Source organism: Fusibacter sp. JL298sf-3 (assembly GCF_053842995.1).
In genome coordinates, this window is sequence record NZ_CM132608.1 from 2,247,860 (window position 1) to 2,268,177 (window position 20,318).

General features: G+C 47.3%; 20 protein-coding genes. 19 read left to right on the forward strand and 1 reads right to left on the reverse strand.

Annotation, left to right across the window (positions count from 1 at the left end; genetic code table 11):
• Positions 1–7: 7 nt before the first annotated feature.
• The 7 genes from ACR6HW_RS10750 (at position 8) to rpsR (ending at position 3,017) form a co-directional block, all read left to right on the forward strand.
• Positions 8–727, forward strand: coding sequence for a CvpA family protein (locus ACR6HW_RS10750; protein WP_455727725.1), 720 nt, complete (start codon positions 8–10; stop codon positions 725–727).
• Positions 728–810: 83 nt separating this feature from the next.
• Positions 811–1,410 carry a sulfurtransferase-like selenium metabolism protein YedF gene (gene yedF, locus ACR6HW_RS10755; RefSeq protein WP_455727726.1) on the forward strand — a complete coding sequence of 200 codons (600 nt, stop codon included), beginning with the start codon at positions 811–813 and terminating at the stop codon, positions 1,408–1,410.
• 12 nt (positions 1,411–1,422) lie between these two features.
• Entirely contained in the window at positions 1,423–1,692 is a 270-nt protein-coding gene (locus ACR6HW_RS10760; RefSeq protein WP_455727727.1) for a DUF3343 domain-containing protein, read from the forward strand.
• Positions 1,693–1,694: 2 nt separating this feature from the next.
• Positions 1,695–1,901 carry a DUF951 domain-containing protein gene (locus ACR6HW_RS10765; RefSeq protein WP_455727728.1) on the forward strand — a complete coding sequence of 69 codons (207 nt, stop codon included), beginning with the start codon at positions 1,695–1,697 and terminating at the stop codon, positions 1,899–1,901.
• 123 nt (positions 1,902–2,024) lie between these two features.
• Positions 2,025–2,312 (forward strand): 30S ribosomal protein S6, encoded by a 288-nt coding sequence (gene rpsF, locus ACR6HW_RS10770; RefSeq protein WP_455727729.1) that lies wholly within the window; start codon positions 2,025–2,027, stop codon positions 2,310–2,312.
• A 19-nt stretch (positions 2,313–2,331) separates the two neighbouring features.
• Entirely contained in the window at positions 2,332–2,778 is a 447-nt protein-coding gene (locus ACR6HW_RS10775) for a single-stranded DNA-binding protein (RefSeq protein ID WP_455727730.1), read from the forward strand.
• A 17-nt stretch (positions 2,779–2,795) separates the two neighbouring features.
• Positions 2,796–3,017 carry a 30S ribosomal protein S18 gene (gene rpsR / locus ACR6HW_RS10780; protein WP_455727731.1) on the forward strand — a complete coding sequence of 74 codons (222 nt, stop codon included), beginning with the start codon at positions 2,796–2,798 and terminating at the stop codon, positions 3,015–3,017.
• Positions 3,018–3,153: 136 nt separating this feature from the next.
• On the opposite strand, the gene ACR6HW_RS10785 is transcribed toward rpsR, so the two are convergent.
• Positions 3,154–3,624, reverse strand: a complete 471-nt coding sequence (locus ACR6HW_RS10785) for a hypothetical protein (protein ID WP_455727732.1) — start codon at positions 3,622–3,624, stop codon at positions 3,154–3,156.
• Positions 3,625–4,005: 381 nt separating this feature from the next.
• Here ACR6HW_RS10785 and ACR6HW_RS10790 point away from each other — a divergent pair, with 381 nt between their 5' ends.
• From ACR6HW_RS10790 to ACR6HW_RS10845, 12 genes are all read left to right on the forward strand, one after another.
• Positions 4,006–5,130, forward strand: coding sequence for a hypothetical protein (locus ACR6HW_RS10790; protein ID WP_455727733.1), 1,125 nt, complete (start codon positions 4,006–4,008; stop codon positions 5,128–5,130).
• An 11-nt stretch (positions 5,131–5,141) separates the two neighbouring features.
• The gene (locus tag ACR6HW_RS10795; protein ID WP_455727734.1) at positions 5,142–8,369 is read left to right on the forward strand and encodes a DUF1533 domain-containing protein; all 3,228 of its coding nucleotides are present in this window, start codon (positions 5,142–5,144) and stop codon (positions 8,367–8,369) included.
• Positions 8,370–8,372: 3 nt separating this feature from the next.
• The gene (locus ACR6HW_RS10800) at positions 8,373–8,885 is read left to right on the forward strand and encodes a hemoblobin-interacting domain-containing protein (protein ID WP_455730879.1); all 513 of its coding nucleotides are present in this window, start codon (positions 8,373–8,375) and stop codon (positions 8,883–8,885) included.
• Between the two features lie 196 nt (positions 8,886–9,081).
• Entirely contained in the window at positions 9,082–10,065 is a 984-nt protein-coding gene (locus tag ACR6HW_RS10805) for a DUF2232 domain-containing protein (RefSeq protein ID WP_455727735.1), read from the forward strand.
• A gap of 4 nt (positions 10,066–10,069) precedes the next feature.
• Positions 10,070–12,061, forward strand: coding sequence for a DHH family phosphoesterase (locus ACR6HW_RS10810; protein WP_455727736.1), 1,992 nt, complete (start codon positions 10,070–10,072; stop codon positions 12,059–12,061).
• Positions 12,058–12,504 carry a 50S ribosomal protein L9 gene (gene rplI / locus ACR6HW_RS10815; protein WP_455727737.1) on the forward strand — a complete coding sequence of 149 codons (447 nt, stop codon included), beginning with the start codon at positions 12,058–12,060 and terminating at the stop codon, positions 12,502–12,504. Before ACR6HW_RS10810 ends, rplI begins: the two co-directional genes overlap by 4 nt.
• Before the next feature lie 86 nt (positions 12,505–12,590).
• Entirely contained in the window at positions 12,591–13,508 is a 918-nt protein-coding gene (locus tag ACR6HW_RS10820) for an AAA family ATPase (protein WP_455727738.1), read from the forward strand.
• Positions 13,509–13,517: 9 nt separating this feature from the next.
• The gene (locus ACR6HW_RS10825; protein WP_455727739.1) at positions 13,518–14,645 is read left to right on the forward strand and encodes a DUF58 domain-containing protein; all 1,128 of its coding nucleotides are present in this window, start codon (positions 13,518–13,520) and stop codon (positions 14,643–14,645) included.
• On the forward strand, positions 14,635–16,935 hold the full coding sequence (locus ACR6HW_RS10830; RefSeq protein WP_455727740.1) for a transglutaminase family protein: 2,301 nt from the start codon (positions 14,635–14,637) through the stop codon (positions 16,933–16,935). The genes ACR6HW_RS10825 and ACR6HW_RS10830 overlap by 11 nt, the downstream gene beginning before the upstream one ends.
• Before the next feature lie 59 nt (positions 16,936–16,994).
• Positions 16,995–18,326, forward strand: coding sequence for a replicative DNA helicase (dnaB, locus tag ACR6HW_RS10835; protein WP_455727741.1), 1,332 nt, complete (start codon positions 16,995–16,997; stop codon positions 18,324–18,326).
• Positions 18,278–18,895, forward strand: a complete 618-nt coding sequence (locus ACR6HW_RS10840; protein ID WP_455727742.1) for a GNAT family N-acetyltransferase — start codon at positions 18,278–18,280, stop codon at positions 18,893–18,895. Before dnaB ends, ACR6HW_RS10840 begins: the two co-directional genes overlap by 49 nt.
• A gap of 409 nt (positions 18,896–19,304) precedes the next feature.
• Positions 19,305–20,306, forward strand: a complete 1,002-nt coding sequence (locus tag ACR6HW_RS10845) for a virulence RhuM family protein (RefSeq protein ID WP_455727743.1) — start codon at positions 19,305–19,307, stop codon at positions 20,304–20,306.
• Positions 20,307–20,318: the final 12 nt, after the last annotated feature.

Sequence of the window (20,318 nt, forward strand, 5' to 3'; positions counted from 1 at the left end):
TGAGCGCATGAATTGGATTGACATAGGAATCATCATCGTCGTGGGATCGAGCATATACTGCGGCTATAGAAAAGGTTTTTTTGTCACGGCCATCGAGTTGGTCAAATGGGTGGCGTCGATGGTACTGGCGCGTTTGTTTTACAAACCCTTTACGGCGTTTGTCACGGCGCATTTGTTCGACCCTTCGGAGCGTATATCGGGACATGTGCGCACTTATCTCTACGACTTTTTTCAGTACGACCCACTCACCGGCCAAAGTATGACCGGTGGCGAAGTGGCGGCGGCACTTGATCAACTACCGCTTCCAAACGCTTTTGCAGAAGGTCTGAAAAACACCTTAGGCCAGCAGATGGTTTCCGGCACCATTGAGTTTGTCGACGTGCTTACACAGCGTGTGACGGAACTGATTCTCTACGGCATCGGTTTTCTTTTATTGTTTGCCCTCCTCATCGCTCTCTTTGGTGTCTTACAGTGGCTGGGTGTCTTTTTATCCAAGTTACCGCTTCTCAAAGAACTCAATCAAGGCGGGGGGCTAATTATGGGGGCGATCATCGGTGTCCTCATGGTCTACTTCTTTATGACAGTTGTCAATTTCTTTCCGACATTTGAATGGCGCAACAACGTTGTAGAGGCTATAGAGAGCTCCCAAATCGGTATTTATTTTTACAAGTACAACTTGCTCCAGTACGCCTTTAAATCTGTACTGGTTCAGGGGAAAATTCTATAAATCCTCAATTTGAAGCAGCTGCGGTGCATTTGTGGAACGACAGCCGCTCGTTGAGAGGGAAAAAACTTAAAGGAGGCACAATCGTGGAAATTAGAGTGAACGCAGTGGGACTGCCTTGTCCAAAACCCGTTATCGAAACTAAAAAAGCCTTGGCTTCAATCAATGAAGGCAACATCATCACCATAGTAGACAACGACATTGCCAGAGAAAATGTGAGCAAGCTCGCGAAGAGCATGAACTTGCATTATTCGGTGAGCGAGGTCGGTGAGCACTTTGAAATCAGCATTTTTAAAGGCGCTTACGCACAATCTCCGGAAGATTTCTTACAAAAGCGTCCCGACCTTTCTAATACAGTGGTGCTCATCGGTAGCGAGTACATGGGTAGTGGCGCGCCGGAACTTGGGGAAATTCTTATGAAAGGCTATCTGTACGCCCTATCGGAAGCAGAGCCCTACCCAAAGGCGATTTTACTTGTCAATTCAGGCGTCAAGCTCAGCACAGTTAACGAAGCCACCATTCAGTCTTTGATTAAACTCTCTGAAATGGGCACTGAAATTTACAACTGCGGCACTTGTCTCGACTACTACCAACTTAAAGACTTGCTTAAGGTCGGTGAAATTACCAACATGTACAGCATTGTCGAGTACATGAACGAAGCCGGTAACACCATCGTGTTGTCTTAAGCGGGGGCGTCAATGGAGAATACAAGTATGCTGATAACCTTTGAATCGACCCATCAGGCGATTCACTACGAGAAGTTAATCAAAGCGCAGTTTGCCGTGGAGCTGATTCCGACACCGAGAGAGATCTCTGCCAGTTGCGGACTTTCTCTACTCTTTGAAGTCGAAGACTTTGAGGCGATTCAGACGCTGCTCACTGAGGAGGATAAGCGGCATTTAACGCTTTACGAATGGGTGAAAAGTGCTCAGGGCAAAAAGGCAGTGCGCGTAGAGTGGAGGGTATAAAAATGCCTTTAAAACTGGAAATAGGCGATATTATCACGACGAAAAAACAGCATCCCTGCGGTTCGAAAGAATTTATAATAACACGTGTTGGCGTTGACTTCGTCATCAAGTGTCAAAAGTGTAGCCGCGAGATCTGGATACCGCGCGTTAAACTGGAAAAGCGCATTAAACAGATTGTCCGAGGGGAAGAGATTATAAAAAAGTCTTAAATAAGACTTGCAATTGACAAGTGATAGTGATATAATCCATGTGTTGAAAGTGCGGCATTGTGTCGCAACTTCTCTGCTCTTCAAGTCAGAAGAGCCATTATGTCCACAGGGAGGTGTAGGAAAATGAGAAAATACGAAACGATCTTTATTTTAAAGCCGTCTATCGAAGAAGAGAAACGTAACCAGCTTATCGCGAAGTTTACGGATATCATCGCTGCTGACGGTGAAGTAGAGAAAGTGGAAGAATGGGGTAACAAGAGATTAGCTTACGAAATCGAAAAGTTAAGAGACGGTTACTACGTACTTGTTAACTTCAAAGCAAATACAAGTCTTCCAAAAGAATTAGAGAGAAACTTCAGAATTACTGACGAAGTTATCCGTTATATCGTTGTAAACCTAGAAGAAAAGTAGTTGAAGGGCGGGGCTCATTATGAATAGTGTTGTATTAATTGGACGTTTAGTAAGAGACCCAGAGTTACGATTCGTACCCGGTAGTGGTATGGCAGTAGCAAATTTCACCATGGCAATCGACAAAGGCTTGACTCGAGAAAAGAAGCAAGAATTTGAGAGCCAAGGTAAGCCCACAGCTGATTTTGTTCGTATTGTGGTTTGGGGCAAGCAAGCCGAAAACTGTTCTCAGTATTTATCCAAAGGGAAACTCGTTGCCATTAATGGATCGATTCAAACGGGAAGTTACAAATCTCAGACAGGAGAGACCAGATACACAACAGATGTATTGGCCAATAGAGTAGAGTTTCTCGAATGGGGAGAGAAGACACAGTCATCCTCAGCTCGAAATGATGATTTCAGCTTTGGTGGCGGGAATCAGTTTGAAGATTTTCAGTCCATTGAAGACGATGATGACGTTCCATTCTAATAGAAGGAGGGAAGACTATGATTAAAAAGCGTAGAAAAAGAAAAGGATGTTCTTTTTGTCAAGAAAAAGCAACATCAATCGATTATAAAGACACGAAAAAGTTACAAAAGTACTTAACGGAAAGAGGCAAAATTCTTCCTAGAAGAGTAACTGGTAACTGCGCTAAGCATCAAAGAATGCTTACAAGTGCAATCAAGCGTTCAAGAATCATCGCGTTATTACCATTCGTAAACGACTAAGAACGCGTTGTTGAATGTTCCAACAAAAATAGAAATGGAAAAGTCATCTGATTTTCAGATGGCTTTTTTGTATGGTCTTATTGATGAAAACATATAGGGTTGACAACAAATATCCAGGCGCTTGCGCCTGGATATTTTAATTGTACTGAACAAAAATAGCCATATCAAAATCTGTATAACCATTTTGTTTAAAGAATAGATTGTTTGACTCAATCAACATGATAAAGTATTGATTCTCATATTCATGCATGTTTAACCCTAAGTCACGATATTTTTTTACATCGACTTCTTCCTTACTAATGGAATATACTTTGCATCTAAGAAGGAAAGCTTCATTATTAAATAGTATTGTGTATTTTTCGTTCCAATTCTCAATGATTTTTGGCATGTTGCTCTCTTCAACAATAGTCCCATTAAATCCAATTACCTCTTCAATCGTATTATGATTAATAACACGCTCTATGCCTTTTTCATCTATGACTTGAATGGATTGTGCTTCATAAATTTTCAGCGCATTTAATGTGGGACTTTCTATATAGTGACTTAGCACTAGAAAAATAACGACTGCTGCTAAAACAGTAAATACAATTTTAAAGTTTAATTTCAAAGTGTCCTCCTTAAACGCATTTAATGTAGACTAAAAAAATTCTCCAAAGATTTGTTCAATATTATACCATTATTATCATAATCAGTCGATTTTCAATTAGACCAAACAGTATAATTTCTTACTCTCTCAGCAAAGTACTATTTTTGAGCCTAAATCTTAGCATTTTGAGTATTTGCCCATTGAACATGATACTTATCAAGAATTGCCTTCTTAAGAAAGGCGTGTTACATAAACGTTAAAAAATAGGCACTAGGCGCAAGAATTTATAAAGTATAAAATACCCTTATTTTATTTACAACCCCATACAAAAAAGCTATACTACCAAAGATTAAATGAGAGCAATTCTCGGTGGGATGCTCTTTAAAGAGAGTGGAGGTAGATATGGCAACAACATTTCGGGTAAAAATACTGGCAATGGTCTTGGGCCTGTTTTTAATGTCAGGAGCGGCATTTGCCGCTTCAGAGGAAGCGGTAGCTCGGTGGGCGGGCTACGACATTATTAAAGGGGACGCACAGGGCAATTTCACACTTGATAAGAATATGACCAAGGCGGAGTACATCACCGTTTTAAACCGTCTTCTCGGCTTGAAGGCCGTGGAAACGGATGAAATTGTCTTCGGCAATGTCGATGCCCGTAGCTGGTACGCCGTGGAGTTAAAGCGCGCTTTAACTGCAGGGTATTTGGAGGGTGTTGAGAAGAACGGGAAACTGTACATTGACGCCAAAGCACCGTTGACAAAAAAGGCGGCTGAGGAGCTGTTTCAAAAAGCTTTTCAGTACGACGATACCGCAGCGGTCTTTGCAGAGGCGTCTTTTGATAAAAAGGCGCTCAACAGAGGCGATGTGTTTGGACTTCTCGACGGTGCCATCGCCAATTACTACGACGCTCCGGGCGTCTACACCGATGTGGCAGCGGGGCTTACTGTTGTCAACAGTCCCGGTGTGGAACTCAAAGATACCGTTGTGGACGGCGTATTGGTAGTGACGTCAAAAGGTGTGGAGAAACTGAATTTACGCAACAGCACAGTAAAGGGCATCTGTCACCTTTTTCCTTCTGAAAAGGCAGATGTACGGTTGTTAGAAGGGGCGCGTGTAGGAACACTTTCTGCACTGGGGAATCTTTCAATTTATTTGGATTCAACAGCAGAAGTCGGTACGCTGGCCATATCCAATCCCCGTGCAAAAGTAGCGGTAAAGGGCGGTGGACGCATCGGCAAATCGGATCGTTTCGCTGGTGCAACACAAACTTCTGAAACACCTGAAGTTCGCCAGACGGCGCACACCTATAAGGTACAGGAAAGCTTTTTAGGTGCGCCGACATACACGTGTCACGTCTACAAGGACGGGGTACTCCAAAGGGGTTACACCTTGTATGTGAACGGATACAAAGTGTCAGAAGATAAAGATTTAGATGGAAAAGTGACAACTGTTAAAAACTACTTTAACGGCGGTTCAATCGGGTATTCAACAGATGGTGGTCGTACCATAGTGCCACTTGTTCAATAGAGGGGGAAAAAATGCATAAGAAATTGTTAAGTGTAATTTTATCATCGACACTTATTGTGTCGAACTTGGGGACTGTACATGCGCTCTCAAAAGTTGAGGACGCTGCTATCCCGGGAAATACGGTCTTAATAGGCGAGCATCTGTTTCAACTTGACGATGCCCCTGAAGCGTTTAAATTGGATAACTTTATGAATGCCGTTAGAAGCATTGGAGAAGGTGCAGAAAATACCGTTTATTACAAAGACCACAAACAAAATTGGTACGAACTCATTGCCGATGAACACATGAAGAGCGCTGTTGAAGCGGAGAAAATAGAAAACACCGTGTCTTATCTCAACGGCAACCCGATTGGTGAGCTGCGCGAAACGCTAAAGAACGGTGACGTCATCACCAGTGCCGATGCTTTTGTGGAATCCATCCACCGACAAGGTGCTTTTGAGACGGTCATTGACTTAAAGCTTTCCAAAGAAACATCGGCTACTTTTGCAGACTTTAAAGGTGGCGACGTCGATGCTATTTCCGGTGCCAGCCTTGTGAACACCGTACCGCAGGGGGTAAAGGCCACCTTGCATAAAACCGGTGAAAAAGAAGCCACACTGCGTTTAACCGGTACGGCGTCCGCTCATGAAGCGGCGCTGAACCAAGCGCAGTCAGAAGACACCGACTACAACGGCAATGGCGTCTACGGCGATCTCAAGCTCTTAATGTTACCGGAGTTGTTTAACGGCGTGCAAGAGGTAGAAAACGGCGGCGTGTACGCGACCTTTGACCTCGTGTACAACGACGGTGTATCTGCTGCAGTCATTGACAAAGCTAAGAGCCGCGTGTCCAACGTCGAACAGGTACACTACGGTGTTGTCGCTTTGACACAGGGAACGGCGAGCGATTATCAGTTCCGGTTTAACGGTCAGGTGATTGTGCCGACTAAAGTCAACGACAGCGGCACAGTGGTGAAGTTTGAAATAAACCCTTTTGAAGTGGCGCATTTAGAAATCGTGACAAAAGAAGGCACTAAAGTGGATGAAATTCAATTGGGATCAGGTCGTAAACCCTTTACTCAAGTGATACAAAACCAAGATCCGGACAGAGTACTGATATCCGGTCCTATGTCGAAACTCGACTACGCTTTGGCGCCTTACGACAGCGCGGGAATGGTTAGAAGTGCGCTGGAAAAAACCACATTTAACACAGAATCAGAAGGTGAGATTCCGGTGGATGAAACACTTCCGGTATTGACTTCAGATAAGACCGCCCTAGGCGACGCTGTTGTCATCTCATTTGACAAAAGCGCATCAAAATGGGCAGAGGGCCTATACGAAGTCTGTGTCGACAGTGGCCTGAGCGAAGGCCTTAGACAGCCAATTGAGTTCAAGTTGCGAGAAGGTGCTCTCGTCATTCCGGCAGACGCAGAACCCCTTGCAGGTCGAAACGGCAAACACGCTCTTATTGTCAAGTCTCAAGGGTTTAACGATGCGCGTCACACTGTAGAGATCGTAAAGCCAGCGGGTAAGTTGATGCTCAGCCCTAACTTCAACTGGTGGGCACACAACGAGTTGCTGTTTGAGCTCAAAGATTTTAACTATGCCGTGACCAACCCGATACACACAGTTGAACTCGATGGTGTCGCTCTACCGAGTGACCATTCGGCATACCACGTCATCTCGAGCCTTGTCAGACTTGAAGGTACAGTTCTTGAAAAGCTTACCGTCGGTCGACACACCCTCGTGGTAAAAGCGACGGGATTTGAAGATTACACAGCGACCTTTGACCTCGAAAAGGCACCTAACGGCCATAAAAACCCGACGCTGGAGACTTCTGAAACACCATCTACAACCCGTCGCGCAGTTGTGGACGCAATTGCCGGCGCTTCGACAATCGGCGGTGGCTCAGGTTCTGGTGACGGCGAGGGCTCCGGCTCTGGCGGTGGCATGATAAGAGCCAACGTCATGGTGGATTTCGACCACCTCGTCAATGCACGCATTCTCACGGAACTGGGGATGAACACCCCTTATGTAGACGCTGTACTCAGCTGGTGGGGCGCGTTTACCAAAGACGCTGTGGTAACGGACAACAGCGAGAAACTCGTGCGCTATGCGTCTATGAAACACGCTGTGGGCATCGACTCCGAGCAGGGGTACACGACGTTTAAAGCCTACTACGACCAGTTGCCGGAGATGCCGAGTACAGCAGAGATTATGGATCCGAGTGCATCTATTCACGAGGCCCTTTACCTCGACAAACCGTACCGTGTGAAAAATCTTTTACACGACGGCGTCCTTGGGGACACGTATGCCTACGGCGAAGCCATTGCCAAAGAAAGCCCTTCTTTTGAATCGGTGGAAGCGATATCGGAAGAGCCGATACAGTGGACTTACGAAGACACTGCTGCTGCACGGGATTGGGCGGCCAATCTGATGCACATAAAGCTGGGGACTACGTACCTGCGCTACACCCACGACGCGGCCAATCGCACCCTCACACTGACGTCAGAAGTACCTTATGGCACCTCTCAGCTCTCAATGGGCTCAGACGGGTACAAAACCGTTGTGACCACAGTCGACCGATACAAAGCTGCACCGGCGTCACTCAGCGCTGAGTCAAATGAAAGCGGCGTCATTATCAACGGACTCAACGCGGATTTTATCGCACATTTGAACGGCGTTTATTTAAACGAAAAGCCGCTTTACACCAATGAGGCAGTGGGCTCAGGCGGCCACTATGCCGTTGTGGGTCAGCAAATTGTCCTAGGGGAAACGCTCTTTTCAGAAGTGGAAAATGCACAAGTTCTCAAGTTGACAGCTGACACCTATAGAGACCTTTATTTCAGATTTACACCAAGTGCACTGGGGACGGGCACAGTAGCCGGTGCAGACGTACCGGAGTGGGTAGCCCTATCGGCTCAAACGCCGATTAAACCTGGCACGTCGATGACGGTAACTGTTGCGACACCATTAAACAGCCGTTACCAGTCGGCACTTACAGAAGTCACTGTCAACGGACGAGCAGTTGCCTATGAACCTAGTGGTTTTTACGCCATAACACTGGCGGGCGACCTCTTTAACGATCATGGCCTAACCGAAGTTGTTTTAAAGGCAAAAGGCTATAAAGATAAAGTGTTTACAGTGGAGGTTAGCGACGCGCTCTCACCTGTTCCCGCCTTTGTCACAATGGAGAGCGCAGGGGAAACGGTGGCCTTTGGAGCGCCGCTTAAAATTCAACTTGCCGACGCTTATCAGTAGTCCATTTCCGACTATGGAAAAGCGGTGCGTGCCGTGGAGATTTCAGGTGTAAGCTATACGCCTGAAACCCTCGGTATCACCGGTAGTACCACAGCGCTGGATGTGGCACCCTTTATGAGCATCGGTGCGCAAACAGTCGTGCTGAAAGCAGACGGTTACGAAGACCAGACGTTTGCAGTAACGGTGAAAAAGGGTCAGGGACTCGTTCGCTTTATCCAAAGCGACAGCCTTGTATACGGCGATGCGTTAACCGTGAGCCGCGGTGAAGCTGTGCGCTTGGCACTTGGCGATTCTAAAAAATCGTACAAGGATATCGTCACCGATGTGTCTCTAGACGGCAAGCGCTTGTCGTCGGGCTATATGGCTGAAGAAACTGTGGGCTACGGGACACACTATGTGCTCACTGTGGACGCCGCGCAGCTTGAAACAGGTGTTCATACCCTCGTCGTTCAGTCCGAATACTATGAAGACGTCGTACTGACCCTCGATGTCACAGAAGAAAAAGCGGTTCAGTAACGCGGTTGTGCAAACCGTGTTGTCAGCGGCACCTTTGACACAGAATGCAAGCATTTATACAGAAAAGCGCCACCTTTTAACAAGAGGGGGCGTTTTTTATCTTATTTTTGTAACAAATGCTTAAAAAGTCGCGCAAATGGTGTATAATCTATATTATAGCATCATTAAAATTGTTAAGATGGAGGCATGTACCCTTTTGAAAACAACAAGAAAAATTACAGAATTCGGTATGTTTGCAGCACTCTTTGCCCTGCTTATGCTGGGGGGCTTTTATATACCGGTGGCCGGCAACTTGTTTTTACTCGCATTGCCGTTGCCCCTCGTCATTATGGTCATTCGAAACGGCTACAGCCATGCGCTGGCATCCGGTGTCGTCGGTGCCCTCGTCGCTGTTCCCCTCGTCTCTCCAATTGTCTCACTGACCTTTCTCGTTTTTGGCGTTTGTGCCGCTATGCCCATCGGTTATGGTTTGAAAACGAATAGAAATCCGCTCCTGACGGTATTTTTAACTTCCGTAGGGATTATGGTGGTTATTTTTGCAGTGAACACAGGCCTCGTTATGACGACGGGACAGGGGATACTTGAAATGACAGCCGCTGTCTATCAGGAAGTCTTTGAAGGCAATGCTGCGTTAATTGAAAAGATGAAGAGCGTTACCCCTGAAGCTGCAGAGCAGCTGGATGCGCAATTGGAGGCCATAAAGGTCATTGAGGAAAACTTCACAAACAGTCTCAATTTGCTGTTTCCAAGTTTGCTTATTGTCACGTCCATGTTGCTTGCAGTAGTGGTCTACATGATTTCAGGGGCGGTTATACGAAGACTTCCCGGCGATTACGGCGTAACGCCTAGAAAGTCCTTCGGCGCCTTTACCTATCCCAAACACTTTGCCTACGGCGCGGCGCTGATGATTGCACTCGCCTATGTGCTTTCGGGGATAGACGGACTCGATCAAACGTTGGTTCTCGCCAACTTTATGTATTTGTTCAACATCTTGTTTTTGGTTCAAGTTGCCGCATTGATTTACGGCATCCTATTAAAGCGCCACAAACAAGGTTTGGCAGTCTTTTTGTCGGTACTCGTCTTTTTTGCCGCAAGTCTTCTATTCGGGGCGTTTTTACCGCTATTGGGCTTTATAGATGTGTTGTTTAACTTTAGAAAAAGGATGAAACAAGTGAGGTAAACCTATGGGCAATCACAAAATGAGTAATCCCTTTAAAGAAACGATTCCGATTTATCTAGTGGTCATCGCACTACTCGCCGGCGCATTGGCGTATTACAACTACAAACTGGGCATCGTGGGCATCGTTTTGCTGCTCTTGATGGTCTTTTACAACTGGAATCAAAGTCGACTCAGGGCAAAAAAATGGCGGAGTTACATGGACGAAATGTCCAGCAGCATCGACAGTGCGGCGCGCTATGCCGTCTTTAATCTGCCGGTGCCGCTGACTGTACTCGACTTAGAGGGGCGCATCAACTGGTACAACTCTAAATTCACCGACATGGTGGGGGAAAAGAGCGTCATCGGCAAGCCGATTAAACAGTGGGTCGACGCTTTTCCAATGGATCAGATTAAAGACGGTCAAAAAATCAGCCAACTCAAAGTGGGCGGCGGCTTATACAACGTCTATGTCAATGTGGTCTCCCTAGAGGGCAGCAATCCGTCGGACCTCGTGTTTATGCTCTACTGGTTCGACATCACTGAACTCACCGAACTCACCAACAAGCTCAGGGACGAGCGGCCGGTGATGGCCATGATCAACGTCGACAACTACGAAGACGTGTTAAACGAAACCAAAGAAGAACACATCCCGTTTGTCAAATCGGAGATTGAGAAAAAAATCAACCTCTGGTCCACGCGGATGAACGGCATCATAAAGAAGTATCAAAACGACAAGTACATCGTGCTCTTTGAAGCGCGCTACCTCGAACATCTGGAAGCCAAGCGCTTCTCCATATTGGACGACGTCAGGGAAATCGACGTCGGCAACAAGATTTCGGTGACTCTGAGCATCGGCATCGGTGTCAACGGCGCTTCGTTTATGGCCCTTGAAGAAGACGCCAGTGCGGCGCTTGAGCTGGCACTTGGGCGCGGCGGCGACCAAGTGGTACTCCGAAAGAAGAACGCCTATGAGTTTTACGGCGGCAAAACCAAAGCTGTTGAAAAACGCAACCGGGTCAAAGCGCGGGTCATTGCACACGGCTTTAGAACCCTCATCGACGAAAGCGCCAACGTCATCGTCATGGGACACCGTTCACCGGACATGGATTCCTTCGGTGCGGCGATGGGCGTCTACCGTTCGGTCATCAACCGCGGAAAAGAAGTGGTCGTCGTGCTGAACGAAGTCACCGACGCCATTAAAAACGTCTACGAGACCTTTGCAGACAACGAGTTTTACCGATTTGTGGACTCAAAGACAGCGCTTGAAATGGTGGACGACAGCACGCTGGTGGTGGTCGTGGACACCCACAAACCGAGCCTGACAGAATGTCCGGAGCTGTTACAGGAAACCCCTAGAATTGCGTTAATCGACCACCACAGACGCAGTACAGAATTTATTGAAAATGCGACGCTCAAATATTTGGAGCCTTACGCCTCCAGTACTTGTGAACTCGTCGCCGAACTGATACAGTACATGGAAAATCGCCCTAAAATCGAAAAGGAAGAGGCGGATGCCATGCTCGCGGGCATTTCAGTGGACACGAAGAACTTTTCACTTAAAACCGGTGTGCGCACATTTGATGCCGCCGCTTATTTGAGGCGACATGGCGCCGACACCACCCGGGTTAGGCAATTGTTCCAAGACGACCTCAACACTTTTATCGAAAAAGCCAACATCGTCAGCACGGCGATAAGACATCGGGAGGTCGTCGCCATCTCCACATCAGATGTGGAAAGCGAAAGCATTCAGCTGATTGCGGCGCAGGCGGCAGACGACCTGCTGAACATACGCGGGATTAAAGCGTCTTTTGTCATCGCTCAAAAGAGCGACGGCATGGTGTTTATCTCCGGTCGCTCCCTTGGCGAGGTCAACGTACAGGTGATTTTAGAATCCCTAGGCGGTGGCGGACACCTTGAAGTGGCAGGGGCTCAGTTCTACGACACCGATATTCAAACAGTTAAACAACGGTTGATTGAGTCAATCGACGAATACTACACGGAAGGAGAACCACAATGAAAGTCATACTCTTAAAAGACATTAAAGGAACGGGCAAGAAAGGCGAGATCATCAACGCCAGTGACGGCCATGCGAGAAACTACCTCATTCCGAGAGGCCTTGCAAAAGAAGCGACAGACGGCAATGTCAAAGAGCTCGACCACCAAAAGAAGGCCAAGAAGAAAAAAGCAGATGAAGAGTTGGCCGAAGCAAAAGCTCTGGCGGCAGAGCTGGATAAAGTGGAAGTGAAGTTTACGGCGAAAGCCGGCGAAGGCGGTCGATTGTTCGGTTCCATCACCAGCAAAGACGTGGCTGAGGCCATTAAAAAAGACTTTGGTATCGCCGTAGATAAAAAGAAAATTGTGCTCGAGAGTCCTATTCGCGCACTGGGTTCCACAAAGCTCACCGTAAAAGTTTACCCAAAAGTAACAGCGCAAGTTAAAGTGACTGTCACAGAGGCATAAAACAAATGAGAAGATAAGCGTTCTGCGTTCATCTTCTTTTTTTACAAACTCAAAAATTCAGAATAATCAGAAGTATGGGAGGGGTTATGTTAGAAACCATCAAAGGGGAAATTAAAAAAAGCGTCGTCGGGAAAGAGGCGGCTATTGAATCGATTATGATTGCGCTGCTCACCGGCGGACACATTCTAATAGAAGATTTGCCGGGAACGGGGAAGACGACCTTGGCAAAGAGCTTTGCAAAGGTTTTGAACTGCACCTTTAAGCGCGTCCAGTTCACACCGGACCTCATGCCTTCAGACCTGATGGGCGTTTCCATCTACGACAAAGAAAAGCAGAGTTTCGTGTTTCAAAAAGGCCCGCTCTTTACCAACATCCTTCTCGCCGATGAAATCAACAGGACATCGCCTAAAACCCAGTCCAGCTTGCTGGAGTCCATGGAGGAAACACAAGTGACCATCGACGGCAAAACCCATGTGCTGGAATCGCCGTTTCTCGTCATTGCCACAGAGAACCCCATCGAACTACAGGGGACATTTCCACTGCCCGAAGCGCAGCTCGACCGCTTTATGATGCGGATTGCCCTAGGGTACCCGTCACCGGAAGAGGAAATGGCCATACTCACCATGAAAGAAGCGGCGGCACCGCTGGAAGGGGTAGTGACCTTAGAAGCGCTGAACAAAGCACAGCGCACCATGTCCAAGGTGTTTGTAAAAGAAGCGGTTAAAGCGTATATCGTAAAACTCTGTGCAGCGACGCGGACGCACCCCAGCGTCAAACTGGGCGCCAGTCCCAGAGCGTCGGTCCATCTGTTCAGCGGCGCCAAAGCAAAAGCCTATCTCAGTGGCAGAGACTACGTGCTTCCCAGCGATATTAAAAGCATTTTTAAAAGCGTCATCGCCCACCGGCTGATTTTAAAAGGCGAAGCGGTGTACAAGGGCATTGATGCAGAAAAAGTCGTCGACGAGGTACTGGCCACAACAGAGGTGCCTAAGGTCACAGAGTAGGAGACGCTCATGCATAGATTTTTTAAATGGACACTTTATCTGACCACTGCGCTCCTAGGGGTTTTCGCCCTGTCGTCAGGTGGCGCACACCTCTATTTCCTATTTGCCGTCTTCTTTACTGCCACGGCGGCTTCCTTTCTCATGGTGCGCACATACGCCAAAAACCTTTACGTCGTCCATTCGGTGAACAGTAAAACCATCGAAACCGGCGACGGCCTCGGCATCGATTACCGAGTGTACAACTCCAGCTACTTGCCGTTGCTCCACGCGGAAATCGTCTTTGAAGTGGATAAAAAAATGAAGACAGATGCGGCAGTACGGGAGATTGCAATGATTGGGATACAGGACTTTTTGCCATATGAAAAAGAGTTTATCTGCCCCTATCGCGGCTTCTACGAAGTCGGGCAGGTGCGCGTCACCTTATACGATCCGCTGATGTGTCACGTACGGGAAGTGGTTTTTTCAAAGGCGATACGCGTGACAGTACGTCCTAAAATTCATCCGATTGTCTGCCCGCTCATAGAACCCAAAGACGCTTACGGCACATTGAAAGCGGATAAAAAGACATTGACCGATGAAACCAACATCGCCAACATAAGAAAATACGAGCGCGGCGACGCCCTTAAAAATATTCACTGGAAACTCAGTGCGAAAAAAGACGAGCTCTTGACCAAGGAGTTTGAAGACACGGTGCTCACGCGGCTCGTCGTCGTTTTAGACGCTTACAAGGGGAACTTTGAAAGCGGCATGACGCTGGCTTTAGAGGAACAGATGGTGTCCTTTTGCGCGTCCTTGATAAACAGCTATGTTCAGCAGGGGACGCGCCTGCGCCTCGTCTGGTCGGCGAAAGAACCCGTGGCGATGGACGTCCATACTTTGGCGGACTTCGATGCGGCAATGGACGCTTTAACGCGATTTGAGTCCATAGGCACTCAGGGGATTGAGGAGACGCTGTCGTCTCTGCCGGAGACCGATTACGTCCTCGTCATCACCCCTGTGGTTTCAAAAGCCTTGGTGTATGAGGGACAGCGCGGCCGTGAAATGACCGTGTACACCTTCCGAAACAACTCAGAGTCCCTCGATAGAACAACTTTTAACTGGATTGACGATTTGATGGATGTGACTTATGAATCATAAATGGATACCGGGCTATATGGTGGCTTTGGCCGTCGCCCTATTGGTACAATTTTTCTTAGTGAAGACGTTGCCGTTTGTAGCGGTGGTGGGAATCGTCACCGTCGCATACGCCCTTGTCATGCTCTGCCTGCTCAAGCGAAAAGTGGCCAAGTGGCTGTTGTTTGGGCTCATTGCCTTTGTGGTGTGCGTCTATATTCTCGACTTGTCACTGACGGTCATCCATCAGTTTTCTGATGACGGTCTAGTGGTCAAAGACTCTGAAACGCTCTTCGATTATGTTAGAGAAGGCGGCACCCACGACATCGCATGGGTGAAGACGTTAAAGGCGCGGTTGGACATTCGACCGTTTATCCAGTGGTTCAGAGAGGGCATGCCTGAAAACTTGCTCTTCGAAGGGCTGTTTTTCGGTCTCTTATGCCTCGTCATCACAGCGGCAACGGTTGTGATATGCGCCTCTAAATGGCTTAAAATAGCGCTATTGCTACCTCTAGGGGTCTTTGTGGTCGCATGGTACCAATACATTGAACTGCCGAATCGCATCTTCTTTTTCTACTTTGTCGGATTGGCGTGGTTCTTTATGGTGGAAAACCACCATCGGCTCATCGAAGAGAAGGCCTCTTACAGCACCACGTACTTTTCAAGAACCAAAGTGACCGCATACAGCTTGCTTTTGTCTTTAATGCTGTTTGTCGTGGCTTTTTTAGGCTACAAGCTCCTGCCCGTCGAAAAAATCAACGAGGGCGTGGGCGGCCTCGTCCCCAACATCTGGGGCATTCGAACGGGCTATAAAGCCGATGACCTCGGCGTCTTTTCCCTGTTGCAGACCCCCTATGCCGGTGAAAGCGGTTACCTCGGCGGGAGCATCTTAGATTTAGACGACGAAACGCCGCTTTTTTGGTTAACAGTTGACGCGGTGCCGAACACACCGATTTATTTGAGAAGTGTGGTCAAGGACTTCTACACAGGCAAGCGTTGGGTCAATCAGACCAAAGTGTATCGCAACAATTACAAAGCCTATACAGAAACGCCTGAAAACGCCTTACTCGTGGCACATGAAGAACTGACGCCACTTTCCGGTCTCGTGGTCATGGATAAAATGAAAACACTGTCTCTATTTACCCCGTTGGGCTTTTACGACGCCAGCTTAAAGGCTGAAAACGTGTTTGTCTCAGGTGAAAACGACGCATTTTATAAGAAGGGACTCTTTAGACAGCAAGTGAAGCAGTACCGCTACAACGCCACCGGGTACGACTTTGGCTACCCCGACGATGTGGACTACTTGCAAATTGGCCCGAGCATCGGCGAAGACATCTACCAGCTGGCTGAAGAACTGGGTCGTTTCGGTGAAAGCGATGAGGAAAAAATGCAGTTGCTCACACAGTACCTCGTCAAGAACTACAGCTACAGTCTCGAGGTGGATGAAACAGGGGTGACTGGCGACTTTGTTACGAACTTTGTCAGGAATATGTCAGAGGGGTACTGTACTTATTTCGCATCGTCACTGGCCATTATGGGGCGCATCAACGGCATCCCGACCCGTTATGTCGAGGGCTTTGTGTTGAGTCCAAACGACGTGGTGGTCGGCGAACCTCACAAGGTGACAGAAACCCGCGCACACGCTTGGGTCGAGGCCTACATCGAAGGCAAAGGTTGGGTGACTTTTGAAGCCACACCGCCGTACTCAGATGTCGTAGTAAGTGTAGAGACGCCAAACGGCGAGGGCGAGACGCCCGAGGTGCCTACAGAGACAGCGCCTTCAGAAGAGACGCCGCTTTCAGAAGGCGACGACAACCGCCTCGGTATGATTGACAGCGGTGATGGCGACGGCACCTATGACCCGGATGCTTTTTTAGAAGAGCGCCGGCGGGAAGACGTAGCCACTCAGACCGCCGTCCCTTATGTCCGCTACGCCCTTTGGGGTGGTGGCGCACTGCTTGTACTTGTCATCGCAGTGATGGCCGTCTTTGCAGTGCCGAATGTTCTGTACCTCTACGTGCCCAATCGGCGAAAGCGCACTTTGAGAAAGCTCTACTTTCTCGCGTATATGGCGACGAAAAACAAAGACCTCAAAAGTTTTGATGTGCACCAGAGTCTGGTTTCGGCCAATGTTCCCGGAAAGCTTATAGACAAGTGGGAAGCCTTCTTATACGCTAAAACAGACGACGACTTCCATCTCGAAGAAGTCAACCACTATCTCAAGCGAGAGGCCCGCGTCTACCGCTACAGATTTGGCGTTCTCAGCTATTGGCGACTGAAGCTCTTTAAAATTAAAAAGACCTTGGGCAATTAACCGTCATCCGTGCTATAATGGTAAAGCCATCTATATTGAATTGAAAGGAGCGCTGATTCATGAACATCAAAACGATGCCCCACGACATAAATGCAGAGCAAAACGTGCTGGGCTCTCTATTGCTCGACAGCGATTGTATCGGCGATGTAATGGAGGTTATTGTTCACGACGAGGCCTTTTACAACGAAGCCCACCGAGAAATTTACAGAACGGTTCGCCGCTTGTTTTCCGAAGGCAAGACCGCTGACCTCATTACCGTGTCCGATGATCTCACGAAGAACCAATTGCTCGATGCCGTAGGCGGCTTCGAGTACCTTACCGAACTCACCGGTGTCGGCACGCTGATTTCAAACGTGACGACACACGCCAGAATCATACAGGACAAGTACATCTTAAGGCGGTTAATTCGCGCGTCGACTTCTGTTGTCGAACAAGGGTACGAGTCCAAAGACCCCGAACAGCTTATTGAAGAAGCTGAGGCCAGTATTTTTGAAATCTCTCAAAATCGAAACAAAAAGAGCTTTCAAAACATGTCCGACATTCTTCAAGTGACTTACGATAGAATCGTTAAACTCCACGACGACCCCGACGCCCTCACCGGCGTCTCAACGGGCTTTGAGTCGCTGGATGAGATGACCACAGGCCTTCAGCGGTCGGACCTCGTCCTCGTCGCCGCCCGTCCGTCAATGGGGAAGACAGCGTTTGCCCTCAACCTCGCACAACACGCGGCAGTTAAAGAAAACAAATCCGTGGCCATTTTCTCACTGGAGATGGCGGCGGATCAGTTGGTGACGAGAATGCTTGCGGCGCAGTCGTTGGTATCCATCGGGGACATTAAAACGGGCAACATCGCCGATGACGACTGGTACAAACTGGCGCGCAGCAGCGCGCAACTCGCCGAATCCAAAGTCTTTATCGACGACACGCCGGGGATTACTGTTGCGGAACTGCGCAGTAAGTGCAGACGGCTGAAGATGAACCACGGTCTCGACATGATTATGATCGACTACCTTCAGCTGATGTCCGGTGGCGGCAAGCAGGAGAACAGACAGCAGGAAATTTCGACGATTTCCCGATCCCTCAAAGGCATCGCCAGAGAGCTTGAATGTCCGGTTATCGCCCTTTCCCAGCTTTCCCGTGCCTCGGAGCTCCGCGCCGACCACAGACCAATTCTCTCCGACCTTAGAGAGTCCGGCGCCATTGAGCAGGATGCCGACCTCGTTATGTTCCTCTACAGGGACGAGTATTACAACCCCGAGACAGTAGACGAGAACCTCAAAGGGATTGCCGAAATCATTATCGCCAAACAGAGAAATGGTGAGACAGGTAAAGTCTATCTCGCATGGCTCGGCAAGTTCCAAAAGTTTGCCAATACGTCTCAAATGAGGTGATGCATTTGACACTTGAGTTTAGAAAAATGAAGCTTAAGGACGTCTACCAGTTTCGACACTGGGGCGTCCATCAAGATTTAAGATTCTATCAATACAATTTCAACGAACACGATACAGCCGATCTCTACACGTGGTTTCGCGTCAAGCAGCGTCTGTTGTTCAGAAAGGTGTATGGCCTTTTTTTAGAGGAGTACCCACTGGGATTTGTCACGCTGAAACACATACGACTGCTCAAGGGAACGGCAGAACTGGGCATCGCCGTCGATCCCAATTACTTAAGTGAAGGCTTTGGCACGGAACTTCTCAAGCGTTTTTTAACCTATGTGTTCACGCACTTCCCCATCCGCACCATGACGCTTAGGGTGGCGCATTTTAACGAGCGCGCCAAGAAGAGCTATGAGAAGGTGGGGTTTGTCAAGGTGTCGGAGAAGTCAGAACCCTATGAAGAACAGCGGTTTAAAAAAGTGCTGCTTACCCAGTACCCCGAGCTCTTTACGGAGAAAGACGGTCTTCTGTACACGACCTTTATCAAAATGGCCATTGAAAAGGAAGCTTTTTTAAAAGAATAATGGCGTCCGGTTTCCCCCACCTTTAAAAAGGGGCATAAGACGGGACACCGAGCACATACTTTAGAACAAAAAAACCCTTAAGAAGGGTTTTTTTAGTTGACGAAAAAGGTGTTCACCTTTTGTGAAACTTAAATAAATAGCAGAAGAGCGCCAACTGTTAATCCGTACATTTCCAGCCTACTTTAATGAAAAGATGATTTCGGAAAAGAGTTCATCAAAATCAAAGTTCGTTTGGAAATAAAATACAAAACAAAATGAGGTTTATGTGGTTAAGCTTTGACCACTATGGTAAAATCAAAATGATGATTAGGAACATAGATGAACTATCCGGAATTACTGGATAGTTCACTTAAAAACGTCAGACGATGTCTGATGAGTTTGAAGCTATATATGGAGAAGGAGGGTTAAATTGGGATACAACAACGATTTACTCATTTATCAGACAGAAGATGGAAAAACAAAAATAGATGTAAGACTTGAAAATGAAACCGTATGGATGACACAGAAGGCGATTGCTGAGCTTTACCAAACAACGCCTCAAAATATAACACTTCACATAAAAAATATTTATGAAGAAGGTGAATTAGAGGAAAATTCAACTTGTAAGAATTACTTACAAGTTCAAACCGAAGGAAATAGAACGGTTCAGAGAAATTCACGCCACTATAACCTTGAAATGATCATTGCCGTTGGTTACCGTGTGCGTTCTAGCCGAGGTACCCAGTTCAGACAATGGGCAACAGAACGATTAAATGAATACTTAGTTAAAGGCTTTACCATGGACGATGAGCGTCTTAAGGGGATGCGTAACATTGGTGATGATTATTTTGATGAGCTTTTAGAACGTATACGTGATATTAGAGCCTCAGAAAAAAGGTTTTATAAGAAAATCACGGATATCTATGCTTTGTCTATAGATTATGATGGAAAATCAGAAGAAGCTAAAAAGTTTTTTGCAACGGTGCAAAACAAGCTTCATTTTGCTATTCATGGTCATACAGCAGCAGAACTTATTGAACAAAGAGCTGATGCCTCAAAAGACAATATGGGTCTTACAACTTGGAAGGGGGACAAGGTACGTAAAGGCGATATTACCGTTGCCAAGAATTATTTGACGGAAAAAGAAATGAAGTCACTGAATAGAATTGTAACCATGTATCTAGATTATGCAGAAGATCAAGCTGAAAGACGTAACCCAATGTACATGAAGGACTGGGAAGAAAAGCTCAATGCCTTCCTAAAATTTAATGAGCGAGACATACTAACTGGAGCAGGGGCTATTTCTCATGAAGTAGCCAAGGAACTTGCTGAAAAAGAATATGAGAAATTTCATCAAAAGCGTTTAAGTGCACCTGAAAAAGATGATTTTGATGTGTACTTAGAGGCACATGAATGGACACATAAGAAGTAATGAATGGACACA

Bases quoted from the DNA above. Each gene is read 5' to 3' on its own strand.
- ACR6HW_RS10840 (WP_455727742.1), top strand. From the start codon at position 18,278: ATGGCTCGGCAAGTTCCAAAAGTTTGCCAATACGTCTCAAATGAGGTG.
- ACR6HW_RS10825 (WP_455727739.1), top strand. From the start codon at position 13,518: ATGCATAGATTTTTTAAATGGACACTTTATCTGACCACTGCGCTCCTA.
- ACR6HW_RS10765 (WP_455727728.1), top strand. From the start codon at position 1,695: ATGCCTTTAAAACTGGAAATAGGCGATATTATCACGACGAAAAAACAG.
- ACR6HW_RS10790 (WP_455727733.1), top strand. From the start codon at position 4,006: ATGGCAACAACATTTCGGGTAAAAATACTGGCAATGGTCTTGGGCCTG.
- ACR6HW_RS10810 (WP_455727736.1), top strand. From the start codon at position 10,070: ATGGGCAATCACAAAATGAGTAATCCCTTTAAAGAAACGATTCCGATT.
- ACR6HW_RS10830 (WP_455727740.1), top strand. From the start codon at position 14,635: ATGAATCATAAATGGATACCGGGCTATATGGTGGCTTTGGCCGTCGCC.
- ACR6HW_RS10795 (WP_455727734.1), top strand. From the start codon at position 5,142: ATGCATAAGAAATTGTTAAGTGTAATTTTATCATCGACACTTATTGTG.
- ACR6HW_RS10760 (WP_455727727.1), top strand. From the start codon at position 1,423: ATGGAGAATACAAGTATGCTGATAACCTTTGAATCGACCCATCAGGCG.
- ACR6HW_RS10750 (WP_455727725.1), top strand. From the start codon at position 8: ATGAATTGGATTGACATAGGAATCATCATCGTCGTGGGATCGAGCATA.
- rpsF (WP_455727729.1), top strand. From the start codon at position 2,025: ATGAGAAAATACGAAACGATCTTTATTTTAAAGCCGTCTATCGAAGAA.
- ACR6HW_RS10775 (WP_455727730.1), top strand. From the start codon at position 2,332: ATGAATAGTGTTGTATTAATTGGACGTTTAGTAAGAGACCCAGAGTTA.
- rplI (WP_455727737.1), top strand. From the start codon at position 12,058: ATGAAAGTCATACTCTTAAAAGACATTAAAGGAACGGGCAAGAAAGGC.
- ACR6HW_RS10820 (WP_455727738.1), top strand. From the start codon at position 12,591: ATGTTAGAAACCATCAAAGGGGAAATTAAAAAAAGCGTCGTCGGGAAA.
- rpsR (WP_455727731.1), top strand. From the start codon at position 2,796: ATGATTAAAAAGCGTAGAAAAAGAAAAGGATGTTCTTTTTGTCAAGAA.
- dnaB (WP_455727741.1), top strand. From the start codon at position 16,995: ATGAACATCAAAACGATGCCCCACGACATAAATGCAGAGCAAAACGTG.